We start from the raw sequence: 17,397 nt of genomic DNA, 5'->3' as shown, positions 1-17,397 counted from the left end.
ATATAATACCTCTAATCATTAATGCCTTCTATAATTTGTTCTTCTTGTGAAACTTTTAAGCTGTTTACATAACGTTTGAAGGCTAGTCGATTTCGTAAACGAGTTTGTTCTAAGAAAATTCAAATTGGAATAATAATAAACATTGTCACTAGCATTGCAATAGCGACCCCAATTAGAAGTGACAGTCCAAAGCTAAATATTTTTGGCATTGTTAATACTAGAGCAGCTGAGATTGCTAAATAGAATACTCCAATTAGCATTAAACGCTTAATAGCAAAGTTCATCACGTCAACAATTACTTCTTTTAAATAGTTGTTTTCCTTAGCAGCTCTTGAAAGTTTAATAGCGTTAGCTTTTTTTAACTCCCTTAATTTCAACAGGTGATCATGGCGAGCAATTTTGAATTGTTTTTTCAATTCTTTTTTGTCAACTTTAGTAATTTCTTTACTTTTTAGTTTACCACGCAGCTCTTTTCTTAGAACTGCAATCTCTTTTCGATAAATCGCCTTGTTTTCACGGTTATTAACTGAAATATCAATTTCTTTGTTAAAATACAAAGTTAGTGAATATTCATTTTTACTTTGAATTAATATTTTTCCATGATTTAAAATCATTATGGCATTTATTAAAATAAAACTTATCAACAATGATCCTGAAATAATTACAGTAAATCCTAATGGAATTTGGAAAACAATAATCGAAGAAACAAACGCTGCTAATCCAAAGACCATTGCTAGGGTAATCGCTACATAGTATGTTCATTTAAAACGAATCAAAATGTAAATGATTAATGCTGCAATAATTATTAATGTTGATAGTGCAAGTTGTTTAATCAACTCGCTACTTGAAAATGGATTTAAAATTAGTCTTTCTACTCCACGAGAAGCATCATTTTGTGAACCCGCTGGTTTATCGGTGAATTGAACTAAGACATTATTAATTGCTTTTAAAGTTTTAGTGCGTGTTTCTCTGAATTCAAACATTATTCAAGGAGTTGGGTCAGCTACAGCACCTGTTTGGTCAAATGGAGTGTAGTTTGTTCCATAATTAACTCTAACACCACTAAGTGACAGTGATGAATTTGTCATCAAACGGAAGTAACTATTATTTGAGAAAATAAACTCTAGTGTTTCAGCAACTGCTTTAGTTTCTTTTTCTAAACGTTCAGCTTTTGGTACTGAAGGTCCCACAACTAAACTAGCCGCTTTTTCTTGTAATTCTGATGGAACTTCAACGTCTTCAATTCATCAAGTATTTTTACTTAAATCTTCAACTTTTGAATAACTGGTTTCAATATAGTCCCCTCAAATGAAGAATTCAGTTCCATGGCCATAACTACGATCATAATTTGGTCCAACAGATAGTCCTAAAATTGTTGCAAAAGCAACCATTGCCATAATTATGATTAAAAATACTTTACTAAATTTAAAGATTCCACGTTCTCTTCGTTTTACACGAATTTTTTCAGCAGTTGTTTTTGGTTCAACTGGTTCGCTAATTGCGGCTACACTATTGTTTTCACCCTCAATTATGTCACTTTCTAACAACTCGGTTTCAATACTGAAATTGTTATTAATTAAATATTTATTTTCTTCAATTTGAGCCTCTAATTTAAAGATTTTTTTAGGGCTTTCTAGAGCTTGTAATTTATCTTTTTTAGCTTCAAATTTTTTAATTTTTAGTTCTAATTTTTCAACAAGTTTTTTTTCATAATTTTCTTCACGAATTTTATTTTTTTCTATCGCAGCTTGGCGTTTAACTTTCAACTGTTCTAGATTCTTTTTAACTTTAATTAATTTTTCTTGATTTTTTGCAACTATTTGCCCTTGCTTAGCCTCAAGTTTTTCTAAAATTTTTGTCAATTTTGTAACTTGAAGTTCTTGATTTGTTTCTTTATAGAAAGCAATTTTTTCATTAATTTTTGTGATTTTTGTAATTAATGGATTTGGGTTTTCCAAAACCCTAATTTGATGGTTTAAACTATTATATTTAATTTCAATTAAAATTGATGATTTTTTACCAACTGTGGTGTTAAGTGCAAATAATTTAGGATTACGATCAATTAAATCAGTTTTAGCAATTAAATAAACCATTAATCTCATTACAACAACTGCGAAGAAAATTGTTAAAAATCCCCCAAGAGTAACCAAGGTTGCAAAACTTTTTAAAACATTAGATGCATTTCAAAAAAGAATCATGTTGGGGATGATTAGAACAACTGAAGCATCAATTACTCCACCAAGAGTATCACGATGGGAAATAATAAATGATGATCGAAAACTACGTTTTTTCAAATACATACTACGTTTCATTGACTCAAATAAGGTAATTGACATATCTAAAATTAATCCAACAACAATTGCAATTGCAGCAATTGATTCGACCCCAAATGGTAATGCAAACAGGTTCGCAAAGACCATCATTAGTACTACTGTTGTTGAGATGATAATGATTGTAAATAGCCCTAGCAAGCGATAAAATACCAGTAAAAAGATAGCAATTAAGATAGCAATTAAAATCATAACAACTGCTGAAATAATTAGAAAGACAGGGCTAACTAACCCAGATTCTTCACTAACTGAAAATACGAAGAATGAGAAACCTTTTGAAGCGGCTGCAAAAGCTGCTTCAGCAGATTTTGCTTGGGTAAAGGTTTTTGTTTCAGCAAAGAAGGCTTTTCCCGAATCACCAATAAAACCACCGGTTTTTATTGATGGTTCTGATTTTGAAACATTTCCTTGGTATAGAAAGTACTTTGCAAAATTAGTCTCATCAACTGAAACTGCAAGCGATACTAAGTTATCTGAAAGCATTTCAAATAACTCTTTAATATTTCCTAAATCAGTTGTAGTAGTTGTTGAATTTTCAGTATACCCCTTGATTGGCTGACTATATTTACCAGTTCCCCCAGCAATAAAGTCCTCTTTTACCGAGTTAGGATCATAAATATATTTTGTTGTATCTGATAAATAATGTCATGAATCCATAACTTTTCTAAAATCTTCAACAGTTTGGAATTGCGAGTTTGGAGCGATTAAACTTTCGCGAAGTGTGGTTGTTCCATTAATATCAACATAAGAATATTCCCCAAAAAACAAGTCAAAAAGAACTTTTCTTTGAATTGGATTTTGCGATTTCAAGTATGTTTCACGCAATGGTTTTAAAATTTTATTAAATCATGTTTCTAAAAATTCATCTTGATTAGTTCTTGATAGTGAATAGTAACTTCTCACATCTTCAAACAGTCCATCAACATCTGTTAAAATACTCATTACTTCAGCTTGACCTTCTTCAGGATTTAAACTGTCAACAATTTCGCTAAATTTTCCTCCAACTGTTGGCAATTCAAAGCGAATGAAAGGTGCATTACGTGTCCCTTGACCCATTGTAGTTGCACTAGCTCCTGAGAAAACGTCACTCATTTTTGTACGTTCATTATTTTCTCCAAAAAGCAGGTCTTTCCCTGAACTATTGAAAATGAAAATCCCCCCACTGCGTTGAATATCACTGCGAAAACGACTTTCATTATTATCAAAAGAAGATTTTGGTGCTGAAACTCTCAAGTAGTTTTTTCCAGCAACTCGAACATTAATCTGTTGGTTACCCATTGGATCAATTTTCGAACTTAAAATTTCTGCGGCAGCAGCAGCATCCCCATTTGGTAAGCTCCCTGAGCTTTCGCTATTATTTTTAGAATTATCAAAAACTCCAACGGTTGCCACAAAACTTCCGCTAAAATCTTTACCCAATTTAATGCTTTCATTTATTGATGCTGATGATAAGAAAACCCCAAAAACCATAGCTAAAGTGATTAAAATTACTGTAAAAAATCTAAAAAAGTTTTTCTTGCTTGTTTTTGACTTGAAGCTTTTGTTTTTCATAAAATCACTATCCTTCTAAAATGCTTTTTAAATCTGTTTCAATTGAGTTACCTTCTCTTGTATATTCTTTAATATTTAAATATTCCATTAAATAGTTTATTTTAATATTGAAAATATAATAAGAGGCATCGCTTATTGATTTTAAACGTTTCCCATTTAAAATAAATTTTTTTAAATAATCAACTAAATCTGCTATTGAAATGCTGGAAATTTTATGACGCAATTCTATTGTTTTTATTTCCAACATTGCCAAAACATAGTTACTAAGAATGTTATTTGATTTCAAATCTTGCAAAATTTACACCACCATAAACAACTTCTATTATTATATTGATTAATTAGCTATTTTTCAATTTTTTTAGAAGTTTTTTTAGTTTTATTTTTAGCTAAGCGTCGGGCTTCTCGCTCATCTCGGCGGCTAGATTTAACATACGCTACTTGACGAATTTTTTCAAGTTCATTTTCATCAGAAACAACTGACTGGTGAACATACTCACGTTCCTCATTTTTTTTGGTTTCAAATTTGAATAAACCTTTAACTTCTTTGGTCTTAATTACATTGACTTTTGCAAAGGGATCAGCTGTGAAAATAAATTTTTCAATTACATCTCAATCCATAACTGACATTGAAACCATAATAATGCTTCGGTGCAAGTAATTACCTGTGGTTCTATTAGTTGCATCTCAAGACATAATATCGTTTTCATAACCATTTTCTAACAAAACATTGCTGATTTGATGCATTAGTTTGGTAGTGATTAGGTATGTGCGAATTTTGTATTTTGGATACAAAGCATTAGTCAACATTCCTGAAGTAAAAACTAATAAAATTGAGGCAAATAGAGTTGGCCCAAAAATAAATTTAACCCTTACTAAAATCTCCAATTGGAGTGGTAATTTACTATAACCAGAGGTGACCGAATCAATACTTAAATAATTTCAAATTAAATCCTTTTGATTTGGTAACAATGGCATTGAAACAGAACTATTAACAATAAATAGAGCTTTATCTTGATCAAAAACTATGGCATTTTGATTAACCAATGGTGAAAAAGTTCAATAAAATTGAGGGTCAAATTTTTCTGGATGCTCAGTTCAAAGTCGAACGAAATCATAATCATGATCATATAAGTCTCCTAGTAAATCGCCATTATACTTATTAAAAATATTGTGGTTAAACATTGAGCTAAAAAGGTTAACATGGTAGCCATTTAAAGTAACATCATTTTTACTTGAAAAACTCGAATCAAAGTCAAGGGATTTTAAAGCAGACAAAATCAGGTCTGGTGAGAAAAGCGATGGATTTAGAACAATCGCATTTAAGATTATAATTACTCCCAAGATAAGTAAATTGATATTTCGATTTAAACTTCCTAGAGGCTTTGATTTTTTTCTAGAAATTCAAACAGTAATAAAGTCCATTCCCCCAGTTGAAGAACCAATTCGATATATTAATGAGTAGGCCGCTCCAACCATAGCACCCCCAATTAGGGCAAACAAAAACAATCAAATAGAGTTATTTCAACTATTAGGATTTGAGTTCAAAATATTTATATCAATTAACATATGAAATTCATTGGGATTAACCAATGGTAGAATTCTTAGGATTTGGTCAAACCCGATTTGTAAAACAATGTATAAAAAAGTAGTGAAAGTAAATTTTCAGCCTAAGCGAACTATTCCAAAAATCATTAATGGAATATTTAAAAGAAAATAATAGACAAAGTATAATGCGGCTTGAGTTGAGATTTCTGGTGAAGTTAATAATCCAAAAAATCGCGCCAGAGAACCTAAACCTGCGGGAAAAAGTCCTGTTGGTCCTGTTGAAGTAATAAAATAATCGAAAGCAATAGTTACAAACAAAGCCGCCATCGCAACCATTCCCAAATCTTTTAAAAAACGAATTTTAAAATAGTTAGCTATTAAAATTGATTGCTCTCGGCGAGAAATTAAACTTTTTTCAATTTTTGAATAATTCGCAGATTGGGTGGCTTTATCTTCAAATTGCTCTTCAATAACTTGACCATCTTCTGTAATTATAATTTCAGTTGTATCAACATTTAAATTTGCAGGAATTACTGAATCTTTAATCAAATTTTTTTGTTCTTTATTTGCTTTCTTCTCTGACATAATTATTCCCTCTTTGTAAAATTGCCCAATATTTAAATAATAAACTAAATATTTAAATTTTTTAAATAAATTACTTTTTCTTTTTTAAATTATTCAAACTAAAAAAGTTAGCATTTTTACTGACACGATTGGCGATTTGGTCTCTTAAAACCTCAACGTCATTTGGCCTTTTATTTTTTTTAGTAATTTGTTTTTTTCCAGTAATGCTAATTTTTAAAAAATCTGGAGCTAATTTTTTTTCAATAATTTCTTGATTATTTATATTTTTTATTTTAGCTTTTTGTAAAAATTCACCAAATTTACCGTCAAATTTATGAACCTCATTTTTCTTCGCTTTAACCTGCTTAGGTGATTTGGCAATATTCTCAAGCTTATTTTTTTGCTCATCTTGATATCTTTTCTTTTCTTCCAAAAATTTTTGGTATCCGGTTTGTGTTGGTGTCTTCAAAATAAACTCCTTAAAATTATTTTACTTAAAAAAATAAAAAAAGAAACACATTTTTAGTGTTTCTTTAATAACTATTTAGTTACTTCGTTTTTTAATCGAACAGTTACTTTGAATGATCCAACTTTAATTGGGTCGTAGTCATTTCTTGAAATATCTACAACTGTGTATTTTTGTTGGTTTGATTCTGAGTAACCCAAGAATTTAATTGGTTGGTTTGCTTTTTTAGCAGTTTCAATAAATACTGGGATTCTTCTGTTTCCGATTGCTGGAATTTTTAATAAAATAGCAATTTTAGTAAATGGTGATTCCACTTCTTTCAATTCGTTGTTTAAGAATTTAATAAATTCATTAACGACTAATTCACTACCAAATTTTCTTTCCTCAACGAATTCGTGAGTTTGGTTATTTGTAATGTAGAAAGAAACTAAAGGATCACAAGTTACCATTAAGTGTTTGTTTAGAGCTGTTGTTCCATCGTATGCATATGATGATTTGTCTTGTGAACGGTCAGCAATTGTTTTAGCGATTGCTTTAGCAGTTTCTTCAATTGTGAAGATTTTTTCTGATTTAACATCGTATTTTGCTGAACGGTTTCATAATAATTCATCTTAATTTACATGAACATTTTCTAAGAACATAACTTTTTTCAATCATTTTTTAGGAGCATGTTTTCATTCATCTTCCCCTAAAATAATTTTACTTGGTCCTTCTTCTTCAACTTTTTGTTTCATAACTTCAACTAAGTCAATTGCTTCTGGTTTTAAACCTTTAGCGTCAAGAGCCATTAGAGATGGTCCTGCACCTGAAAGTAATTGAGTTGCAGCTGGGCTGAAACGTTTCACTCATGAATCATGTTCGATTTCAAATAAGTCATTGATGATATCTAATTCATCAAGTGAGTTTTTACTGAAATCAAGAACTAGTTTTGAAGATAATAAATTTAATAATCTTACAAGTAAGAATTTTAAAGTATTAGTTGTTTCATAAATTTTAAATTTATGTAATGGATCATTGTCTCAAGGACTTAATGCATTGTTGTACATAATTTTCATTGCAATGAAATTTACTGTTGATTTTTTTGCAACTTGAGCTAATGCTCCTGCTTCAGTATCAATTACGTCAATTGTTTGTCCGTATTTGTCAACCATTTCTTTAAATTGTTTTGAGTTGTAGATTAACATGTCAGCTGTTCCAACAATTCCATCTGAAACTCCTAATTTAAAGTTTTTAACTGTTTGAACTAATTCAGTATCGAATTGGAATGCTTCTGGTTCGTGAACAATTTGTCCATATTTAATATCTTTAAAAACAGTCAAATCTGCATCTCTGTAAATGAATTTAGTTGACATAACAGTATCTGTTGTATCAAATTTATCATTTGTTGATAGAGCTAAGTCAATGTTTAAAACAGTTTCTAAGTTTTTGTACTCTTCCATTAAATATGTTATTGCCATTGCGGCGTTTGCCTTACCATAACCAATTGTAGCTATGATAAAGTTTTTTCCTCTATACTTCAAGATTTGAATAACCATATTTCTTCATCAGTACTTTTTAATAGTCTTGATGTCGTGACGGTCTTTCAATGTGAAGTATGCTGTTGAGATAATTCCTATCATTATCTTTGTGCACCTCATTTTTCTTCATCGCTCTTTATGTATACTTTAATAGTCTTACATAAAATGCTAATTAGATTATATTTTAATTAGAAATGTAATTCAACAATATTAGCATTTTTTTTAATAAACACCCTAATAAATGTCTCTTATAATAGTATTTACCTTTAAAATAAAATATTTTACTCTGTTTTTAAAATATCCAGAGTTACTGAAAAGTTTTCTCCTGAAATTGCGGAAATAAAATGACCTGAAAAAATAAAATTATTGGTTCCAATTCCTGACATATGAACATGAATATTTCGGTCCGTAATTGAACCATTAAAACTTGAAATAATTGCAGTTTTTTTCAAAAAATTTTTTTTATAAAATATGGGATCTTCTTTTTCAAGTGTCCCCCATTCAATCTCTTTACAGTAACCAAAGCCATAAATTGTTGCCTCAATTATTCCGTATTGAAAAACAACATCATTTAAAATTGCCTTTATATTTTCCCCAGAATTCATAATTAAAAGAATTCGGTTTGAACGTTCTTTAATTTCCATTTTTATTATCCTCTTTCAATTTGGAAGTTGGTTTTTTCTTCGATTTAATGATTTCCCGACCTTGGGCCGCTAAACGAAGTTCTTGATTCACTTGATCAATTTTAGCTAATTCTTCTTGTTTTTCAGGAGTCAAATTATCTAAATTTCTCAGTGTTGAATTGAGCGACTTCACTATTTGTTCGCTTGCATTTGGGTCATCTGGATCGTAATACATATTATTTTCAAAAATATCTAAAAAATCCTTATTTGGACTATTACCAATAAAAACCGAGTGGAACCGATTATAATTCTCTTTTAGGGTTTTAATATTATCACGTAATTTTGGCGATAAATCTTGAACCATAAAATCTGAAATAACTAATAAATCCCCACGTTTTCACTCTTCTTTATACATTTTTTTAATCGCCAACTGAAACGCTGGTGTAGCGTTGGTATCACCATAAAAAGACTTGGCCAAAAATTGTAAAATTTTCTTAATTGGGAATTGATGGGGATTAATTTCAATTTCAGCAATTTGGTCATCTGAGAAGTTAATCAAAACGACTTCGCGTTTATCCTTCAAGGCTACCTTACAGATTGCTAAAACCAAGGCTTTGGCAATAAATTCTCCCGAACCTTCCATAGACATACTAGTATCAACGCAAATAATAAATTTTCCTTGCTTTAATGGAATTGGAGCTTCGTATTCAACATCAATATATTCTTCTTCGGTAATTTTTTCCTTACTGTGAAATAAAAATGTTTGTAACTTATTTTCAGAGAATTTCTTAAAAAAAATTGTTTCCAAGGCTGGATTAAATAAGTACCCCAATTCTGCTGGCAAAATAAGTTCTAAATCTTTTGACTCTGTAATTCCAACAATTTCTTCAGGATTATACGGTAATTTTACTTCGGTTTCAAAATAGGACAATTTTTCGGTAATGTTAATCTCAAATTTATCATCTTCCCCATTTAAGCGTCCCAAAATTTCTGCAATCTTTAAAATTGATTTATCTTTATAGAGATAATCTGAAAATTTATTTATTGTGTCTAAATTTTCAATAACATCTTGATCTTCAATTTCTGTAACATCTTCAAAAGTATCTTTTAGTAATTTATGGGCCTTAGAAAAATTGGTATAATTTTTAATTAACTCATAAACATTAACCAGGTAGTTAAAGCGCAAGTCCTGGATTGATTTTAAGCGAAAGTCAACAACTCGTTTTGTCAGCATAAAATTTCACGCACTTAAAAAATCTTCTAATCCGATTTGAGGGTTGAGATCATCCTTTAAAATCTTATTAACGATTTCATCAAATTTTTTTAAGAAAGTTGAATTAAATTGTTCGAGTTTTTTACGTATAACACTAAACTTCTCAACAAAGTTCATCGAATTTAGTTTCGGGGTTAAATAATGAAAATAATTAATTTCTTCATTAATTAATTCAGGTAGTTTAATTGTTTTTGCTGATGATTCCATCGCTTCGTTATAAAAACCATTAATTTTATCATCAAATTGATTTGCAACTGACTTATTTTTGGCCTTAAATTCTTTAAACATTGAGTTGTCCAAATCTTCAGCTTTTAATTTTTCGATTGCTAAGCGTGTTAATTCCTCAGTTTGAATAGTGTTTGGCTTCATCACTAACTCCTTTTAGTTTTTAACTTTGTAAGTCGTTGACTTGGTCAACATCCACATCAAAGGCAATTGCTATTTCGCGATTATAAGTCTGGTCAAAGAAAATACAATCCATATTTACATATTTTTTATAAATTTTATACATATTTGAACTAATTTCTTTTACATCGTTTTCTAATTCTTGCATTTTTTGGTTCAATTTTAAGGTTTCTTTATTATACTCACCAGCATTATCATTTTCAATAAAAAGCTTTTTATCAGTCTCGATAAAGTAAATCTGATTGGCCTTATGATATTGCACTGCTGAAATTTTGCTTCCTTCATAACGAGTTTCGCTTGATCCAAAGAATACCGGAACTTCTAAGCTGGTTCCCGGAACTGCTGCTAGTTTATTTCAGTCCCTAGCTGAAATAAACAAATATTTTGATTGTTCATTTCCTGAGGGGTTTAAAATACGATAATAAGTTCCTTGGGTTTTAGATTTAAATGGTGAATCATAAATTGTTAATCTTAAAAACTGACTTTCAACTTGATTTATTTGCACCGCTAATGCATCAACTTGATTTAACAACTGATGCTTTTGCCCCCTAAAATCGTGCCCGAATTTTTCTGAAAAAGCAGTATTAAAAATTTTGCGATATTCTTGCTCTTCAGCTTCGTTATCTCAAATGCAATATGGAATACAAAATAAATCTGGTAAATCTGTTTCACTACGACCATTAAAGTATGCACTTGTTTTGATTAAACCCGAGATTTTTTTTCAACGTCGGTCTGAAATATAAGCTTTCCCTCCTGTTGATTGTGTTAATTTATTTCTAAAATAATGAATAAAATCTAAAGTTTCGCGTGATAACACAACTTTACGAGCTTCAGACTGTCATTTACTCAATTCGCTATTGCCAATTTGTAGATTCGGGTCGACCTCAACATCAAGGGAAGACTCTCCAGCTAGCAATTTTTCAAAGTTTTCCTTACTTTTTAAACCATGAGCGATGTAACGAATAATAAAACGATCATACAAGGCTTCAAGACCCTCTCCAGGTGTTGGAAGCTCATTTGAAGCTGAAATAAGTAGGTTTAGAGGCACTTTAATGTCGCGTCCACCATTTCTAAATATTTTCTCATTAATTATTGTTAGTAAGGTGTTTTGAATACTTGGTCCGGCTTTTCAAATTTCATCCAAAAATCCAACATTAGCCGCAGGTAGGTAGTCATCAATAACTCTAACATAACGGCCCTCTTGTAGTTCTTTAATATTGATTGGTCCATAAATTTCTTCTGGGGTTGAAAATTTTGACATTAAATATTCAAAATTTTTGCCTTCTCTTAATGCAAATTTAACTCGTCTTGAAATTAGAGATTTTGCAATCCCTGGTTTTCCAAGAAGAAAGATTGATTCTCCACCTAACATTGCTAACATTGATAACTTAAAAATTTCTTCTTTTTCAAAAACCTCAAAAGAAATTGCTTCAATTAATTTTTTAATTCTCAAGCTTATATTCATAATTGTAAAATCTCCTGTTTTCTTGTTCAATTAATCTTCAAAAATTTCTTCACGACGTTTTTGATATTTTGCCTTCTTTATTTTTGAAATATTTTCTTTAATATGATCACGACGAATTTTTCGTTTAATTTCAGCTAATTCGGCCTTGCGTTTCTTTTTATACCCTGGTTTAACCTTATCTTTTTTATATTTTGCTACGACCTTTTTAGATGCAATTTCACCTGGGGAATTAGGGTTATAAAATTTTGGTTTTTTTGTTTTGATGGTTGTTTCAACTAATTTGTTTTCAATAAACTTGTAGTTAACAAACTCAACACCAATTTTTCTTAGATCATCAATTGAATTTTGATTATCAGAGTTATGCAAAACAAAGCTTTGGCCATTAAAATTATTTCTTCCGGTACGACCGCTACGATGAATATAATAAGATAAATCATTTGGCAAGTCAATTGAAATAACATGACTAACCCCATTAATATCCAAACCTCTTGCCGCTATATCTGTTGCAACAATATATTTAAACTCATTATTTTGGATACGTTTTTGCATACTTGAACGCATCCTTGGATCAAGTCCAGCATGTAATTCCCCGACATTTGTAATATCCAATTCTTTTAGTCAACTAACAACATTTTTTACCTGATCTTTTCGATTGACAAAAATCATAACAATAAATGGATTTATTGAAGAAATCAAATTGTTAAAAACTGTTTGATTTTCTCTATTCTTAGTTCAAATCAAAGCGTGCTCAATATTTTTGTTTGATGGTTTATTTTTAGAATCGTCAATAAATAAGGCATTATTCAAATATTTAACTAAAAATGGTTTTAATTCATTTGGCAGCGTTGCTGAAAAAAGCGAAATATTAACATTTTCATTAATTCTTGATAAAAGGAGGTCAATTTCTTCGATAAATCCTAAATCAAAAATCATGTCAAATTCATCAATTACTAGAAATTTTGTAGTTGTTATTTTCAATGAACCATTTTCATACAATTCTTTTAATCTTGATGGGGTTCCAACGACAACCATTGGCTGCACTTTTGAGAGACTCTCTTGTTGTTTTGTAATATCTTGACCACCAATAAAACAAGCTTTTGTAATTTCAGAATTAAAATTTAATATTTCATTCACATTTGCATAAATTTGACGAGCCAATTCTCTTGTTGGAGTAATAATTACCGCTTGAACTTTTTTTTCTAAAATATCTATGTTATTTAAAATCGGCAATAAGAAGGCGTGCGTTTTTCCTGTTCCTGTATGTGCTTGGGCAACAATATTATTATATTTTTTAATTTTTGGAATTACCTTATCTTGAATTGAGGTTGGCTCTAAAAAATTAATGCTTTTTAAAGCATCATTTATAAATTTTTTAAAACCAAATTTTTCAAAGCTCATATTTTCACCTCTTCAACTTGATAAATTATAGCATATTTAGTGAACTTAAAGAAATTACTCAATGGAGTGTTAAATAAAAAAAACAAACCGCCGAGTTAGCTAGTTTGTTCAATAAATGAAATATTATTTCAAAAATCAAAAACAGTTGCACTATAATCAAGAGTAATCGGTGATAAGTGGTACTCACCTTCAATATCAAAATTGATGTCACTTAATAAAAATGGTTTACTCGTTGTGATTATTCCTTGAGAGATCACTCCAAAATCACTTGAAAAATAGGTTTCATCAAATTTTAATATATTTCCTTCTTCAGACTTTTGGATTGCTCTTGGATTTGAAAGTTTTTCATCAACTGTTCCGTCTTCATTGTAGTGAATTTTGCCAAGCACATTAAATCTAACGTATTTAGGTAATGGGGTTTGATTTAAATCAATATTATAGTAAATGAATTCGGGTTCTTCTGGTTCTTCATTTGCTAAAATTTTCAAATTTTTATTGGGCTTAGAATAAGTTTCCTCTAATATAAGATTCTTCTCTTTCAATTCCCATGGAAGTAATTTTTCATCAAGAAAAGTAGCATTTATAATTCAACTATCCAAATCCACAAATAAGCTATCAACCAAATCTTGAATGTTATTTACATCAGCCTTCTTAAAATCAAACAGTAAGCTTTGTTGACGGATTTTTTCAAATACCCAAGATAATTTACTATTCTTCTTTGAAATTTGATATAAAGCTTCATTGGCTAAAACTCCTGCTGGAGAATTAACTGCAAATGCCGCTTGGGTTTCAACATTTATTTTATTATCTTGAAAAAATTCTGAAAACATATCATCTAATTGTCGCTGTAAATTGGCTGAAAAGTACGTTGGCAGTTTTAGATTTGAATTTAGAAAATCTTTATCAGTAATATTTGCAACTGATGCAATTTTTTGAGCATCAGAAAATTTATCTCTTGAATTAAAATAACAAGAAATTGTTGAAGAAGTACTTGTAGTTATAAAACAAAAACTCAATAAGACTTTTAATAATTTTCTCATAATTTAATTCCTTTTTTTTAAAAATGGCGGAAAGTCAGGGATTCGAACCCTGGGTTCTTTTACAAACAACGGTTTTCGAGACCGCCTCATTCGGCCGCTCTGACAACTTTCCAATAATTGTTAATTTTCAATTTCTTTATTCAAAGAGTTTGAGTTTTTATTTTCTTTTTTTAATTTAAAATGCCTTGAAGCTTTGGAAAATACAAAGACAAGTCCTATGAAAATAATTCATGTTACAATAACCAATCCTAAAAAGGCGCCTCCAACATAAACTAATCACATTCCAATACCAGCAACATGAAGATTTAAATTTTCAAGATTAAATGCTCATAATAATACCTTGTAACTTTCTGAAGGCTTTAATGAGCCCCCATTTACGGTAGTGATTATTGCACCAATTATAAAAAATAAAGTTGAGAGGATAGACAGGTGGACTATTTTGCTTCAACGATAATAATTAATGACTTGAGGGAAATGTTTTTTTATTTTATAATTTATAAGATAATTGGCAGTCATAAAATAAATTATTGGAAAAAGAATAATCAATGGAAAATATGCTACCACTGCCCCCATTATTATATACGCTTTACTTGCCCGACTGGCATTATTTACAAAAATAAAATAAACACCATGTCTAGCTAATGCAAATCCATTTAATCCATTTCCAAAAGTTCCAGAAACATTTCAGGTGATTGTCAAAAAAACTAGTAAAAATATCATAATTCAAAAAATTCAAAAAATTCTTGATATTTTTTTATTAGTTCTTAATTCAATTAGAAATTTTTTAAACATAAACACCTCACTAATATTTTAAAGTAAAAAAATTGTTTTTTAAACATTTTAAAGTAAAATATTCAATATAGTTTGTCGGTGATTTTATGAAGGTGATAAGAGTTACTCCAAGAGGGTTTTGTTTGGGTGTAGTCAAATCAATTAAGTTGGCTAAGCAGGCAATAAAGGATTATCCAGAAAATAAAATTTATATGATCGGAAAAATAGTTCACAATGATAAAATTGTTCAAGAATTTAGGGATTTGGGTGTAATATTGCTAGACGATAGCAAAAAAACAAGAATGGATTTATTGAATGAAGTCGAGGCAAATCAAGTTGTCATATTTTCAGCACATGGCACTGATCCAAAAGTTATTGAAGAGGCGAAAAATAAAAACCTAATTATAATAGACACAAAGTGCGAGTGAGTTTTGAAAACAGAGGATTTAATTAACGAATTTCTTTCAAAAAATTGAAAAATAATTTTTATCGGTAAACAAAATCATCCAGAAACAATCGCTTTAACAAGCTTAAGCAAAAAAATTTCGCTTGTTACCTGTGATGAAGATATAGATAACTTGCCCACAACTTCTCTAAAAATTATGGTTACTAACCAAACCACTTTATCAAAAATTGATACTAAAAAACTTTATGATAAAATAAAGTCTAAATTCCCAGAAGCTGTTTTTAAAAATGACTTATGCGATGCGACCTTAGAAAGGCAAGAAGCTGTTTTGAGACTAAATCCAAATGATGTTGAACTTCTTTTTGTTGTTGGGGATAAAAGTAGCAACAATAGTAATAAATTAGTAGAAATTGCTAAAACTATTGGAATTGATGCAATTCTTATACAAAGTAAAGAGGATATCAATAAAGATATCCTTAAAAAATATAAAAGTGTTGCTGTAACAGCTGGGGCAAGCACCCCAAGCATATTACAATTGAGCGTTATTAAGTTTCTAGAAGAATTTTAATATTTTTTTCAAGCATTACCAATATTAAATTCAATAATTTCAACTTCTTTGCTAAATTCATCTTGGAGCTTGCTAAAAATATCTTTAACAAAATAATTTTCCATATAGTGACCCAGCAATATTAAATCATTATTATTGTCTTGAGCATAAATTACTTCGTTTCACTTTCCCTCACCAGTAATGAAAACTTTATTTTCCATTTTTTCGTAAAACATTACAGAACTTCCAGCCCCGGTGCAAATATAAAAATCTATTGTTTTCCTATTAATGTCACTATTTTTTGTTATTCTTAAATCTCTGACATTAAAAACTATTTTCAATTGGTCTAAAAGATTTTTTAAGATAATCGGGTTTTGCAAAATAAAATGAAATCCCTCGCCTGTTTCCCCAACCCTTTTTATTTCTGAAATATCAAATTGTTGTTCAATTAGATTCTTGAGAGATTGCTCTTTTGATGCATCATAATTTGTGTGAATTGTATAAATTTGCATTTCATTTTCAACAATTCTAGCGTACATTCGTTTTTTTCAGGATTTTCCATTTCTTCATCAATGCTTTTAAATATGAAGGGATGACGAGAAATAATAAATTTGATATCATTTTCAATCGCAAAATCTAGTGCTTCTTTTGTCAAATCTAAGCAAATCATTAACTTAGTAATTTCTTCATTCGAAACTGTACTAAATGTTTCTTGTATTTGAAAACCAGAAGCATCTCATTCAGCTGCCAAACTAGGGCTAAATTTTTCATTTAAAAAATTTATAATTTTAGCTGTTTTCATTTATTTTCTCATTTCTTTATTTGTATGCTTTTTTATCATTTTTAATTCTTTTTTTATTTTTTTTATTTTTGAATCATTTTTAGGTAACTTTACTAAAATTTTATTTAATTTTTCTTCTTCTGTTGCTCATTTTTCTATAAACAATTTATTTCGATTTTTAATTAATAAAGGTCCGAAGTACTCCTCTCTTAAAGATCTAATTTTTTTGCCAGCAAATTTATTTACCTTTATTATTTCATAGATAATATCATTATCTTCAACAAGAACTTCTGACTCTATAAAATATTTGTTCATTCTAACTCAACTACGAATTGGTAAAACGTTTGTATTGGAAGAAAAAATATAGGAATTAATTTTTGTATTGTCTTCTTTTAGAATATCTAAAATTGTAGTACTTCCCATTCCAGAGATTACACAACAATCTATTTGCAGGTTGCTGCGTTCTTTTATTCAAGAAATTCCAGGTCCATGAATTACCTCAATCATATTATTTACCCCAAAATTTTTAACATTTTGCAAGGCAGTCTCAAAGGGTTTTTTATTTATGTCACTTGCATATACATATTCGACTTTATGTCCCTTTGCTAAATAAATTGGCAAGTAGGCGTGATCGGTTCCTATATCCGCAATGATGTCATCATCATCATTGATCAAACTAGCAACTGTTATTAATCTTGGTGTTAAAAATTTCATT

At 29.6% G+C, this 17,397-nt stretch carries 12 protein-coding genes, 1 tRNA gene and 2 pseudogenes; 1 reads left to right on the top strand and 14 read right to left on the bottom strand.

From position 1 onward, the window contains the following. Nucleotides 1-11: 11 nt before the first annotated feature. The 12 genes and pseudogenes from SSABA_RS01770 to SSABA_RS01715 all read right to left on the bottom strand — a co-directional run bounded on the left by SSABA_RS01770 (nucleotide 12) and on the right by SSABA_RS01715 (nucleotide 14,969). Nucleotides 12-3,881 carry a protein translocase SecDF, variant type gene (locus tag SSABA_RS01770; protein ID WP_025250883.1) on the bottom strand — a complete coding sequence of 1,290 codons (3,870 nt, stop codon included), beginning with the start codon at nucleotides 3,879-3,881 and terminating at the stop codon, nucleotides 12-14. Nucleotides 3,882-3,888: 7 nt separating this feature from the next. Continuing rightward, nucleotides 3,889-4,176 carry a hypothetical protein gene (locus SSABA_RS01765; RefSeq protein WP_025250882.1) on the bottom strand — a complete coding sequence of 96 codons (288 nt, stop codon included), beginning with the start codon at nucleotides 4,174-4,176 and terminating at the stop codon, nucleotides 3,889-3,891. Nucleotides 4,177-4,223: 47 nt separating this feature from the next. Continuing rightward, a complete protein-coding gene (locus tag SSABA_RS04950) occupies nucleotides 4,224-6,011 on the bottom strand; it encodes a YitT family ABC transporter (RefSeq protein ID WP_025250881.1) in 1,788 nt (595 codons plus the stop codon). A 70-nt stretch (nucleotides 6,012-6,081) separates the two neighbouring features. Beyond that, nucleotides 6,082-6,459, bottom strand: a complete 378-nt coding sequence (locus SSABA_RS01755; RefSeq protein ID WP_025250880.1) for a hypothetical protein — start codon at nucleotides 6,457-6,459, stop codon at nucleotides 6,082-6,084. 71 nt (nucleotides 6,460-6,530) lie between these two features. Further along, nucleotides 6,531-8,075: pseudogene (fib, locus tag SSABA_RS01750) on the bottom strand (cytoskeletal motor fibril protein Fib). 179 nt (nucleotides 8,076-8,254) lie between these two features. Continuing rightward, a complete protein-coding gene (locus tag SSABA_RS01745; RefSeq protein WP_025250879.1) occupies nucleotides 8,255-8,617 on the bottom strand; it encodes a PCC domain-containing protein in 363 nt (120 codons plus the stop codon). Beyond that, nucleotides 8,607-10,238 carry a VWA domain-containing protein gene (locus SSABA_RS01740; RefSeq protein ID WP_025250878.1) on the bottom strand — a complete coding sequence of 544 codons (1,632 nt, stop codon included), beginning with the start codon at nucleotides 10,236-10,238 and terminating at the stop codon, nucleotides 8,607-8,609. Before SSABA_RS01740 ends, SSABA_RS01745 begins: the two co-directional genes overlap by 11 nt. A 19-nt stretch (nucleotides 10,239-10,257) precedes the next feature. Next, nucleotides 10,258-11,739, bottom strand: coding sequence for an AAA family ATPase (locus SSABA_RS01735; RefSeq protein WP_025250877.1), 1,482 nt, complete (start codon nucleotides 11,737-11,739; stop codon nucleotides 10,258-10,260). A 30-nt stretch (nucleotides 11,740-11,769) separates the two neighbouring features. Continuing rightward, complete coding sequence (locus SSABA_RS01730; RefSeq protein WP_025250876.1) at nucleotides 11,770-13,137, bottom strand: DEAD/DEAH box helicase; 1,368 nt, start codon at nucleotides 13,135-13,137, stop codon at nucleotides 11,770-11,772. Between the two features lie 95 nt (nucleotides 13,138-13,232). After that, nucleotides 13,233-14,177: a hypothetical protein gene (locus tag SSABA_RS01725; RefSeq protein ID WP_025250875.1), complete on the bottom strand. Its 945-nt coding sequence runs from the start codon at nucleotides 14,175-14,177 to the stop codon at nucleotides 13,233-13,235. Nucleotides 14,178-14,201: 24 nt separating this feature from the next. Further along, nucleotides 14,202-14,289 (bottom strand) — tRNA-Ser (locus tag SSABA_RS01720). Nucleotides 14,290-14,297: 8 nt separating this feature from the next. After that, nucleotides 14,298-14,969: a hypothetical protein gene (locus SSABA_RS01715; protein WP_025250874.1), complete on the bottom strand. Its 672-nt coding sequence runs from the start codon at nucleotides 14,967-14,969 to the stop codon at nucleotides 14,298-14,300. 86 nt (nucleotides 14,970-15,055) lie between these two features. Between SSABA_RS01715 and ispH the strand changes: the two genes are divergently transcribed. Continuing rightward, nucleotides 15,056-15,922, top strand: a complete 867-nt coding sequence (gene ispH / locus SSABA_RS01710; protein ID WP_025250873.1) for a 4-hydroxy-3-methylbut-2-enyl diphosphate reductase — start codon at nucleotides 15,056-15,058, stop codon at nucleotides 15,920-15,922. On the opposite strand, the pseudogene SSABA_RS04945 reads toward ispH, so the two are convergent. Continuing rightward, nucleotides 15,919-16,703 (bottom strand): annotated as a pseudogene (locus SSABA_RS04945) (Nif3-like dinuclear metal center hexameric protein). The gene ispH and the pseudogene SSABA_RS04945 overlap by 4 nt on opposite strands. Continuing rightward, the gene (locus SSABA_RS01700) at nucleotides 16,704-17,396 is read right to left on the bottom strand and encodes a tRNA (adenine(22)-N(1))-methyltransferase (RefSeq protein WP_025250872.1); all 693 of its coding nucleotides are present in this window, start codon (nucleotides 17,394-17,396) and stop codon (nucleotides 16,704-16,706) included. Nucleotide 17,397 lies beyond the last annotated feature (1 nt).

The sequence above is a fragment of the Spiroplasma sabaudiense Ar-1343 genome (assembly GCF_000565215.1).
In the GTDB taxonomy this organism is placed as follows: domain Bacteria; phylum Bacillota_I; class Bacilli_A; order Mycoplasmatales; family Mycoplasmataceae; genus Spiroplasma_B; species Spiroplasma_B sabaudiense.
This window is presented reverse-complemented; position numbering and strand designations above follow the sequence as displayed.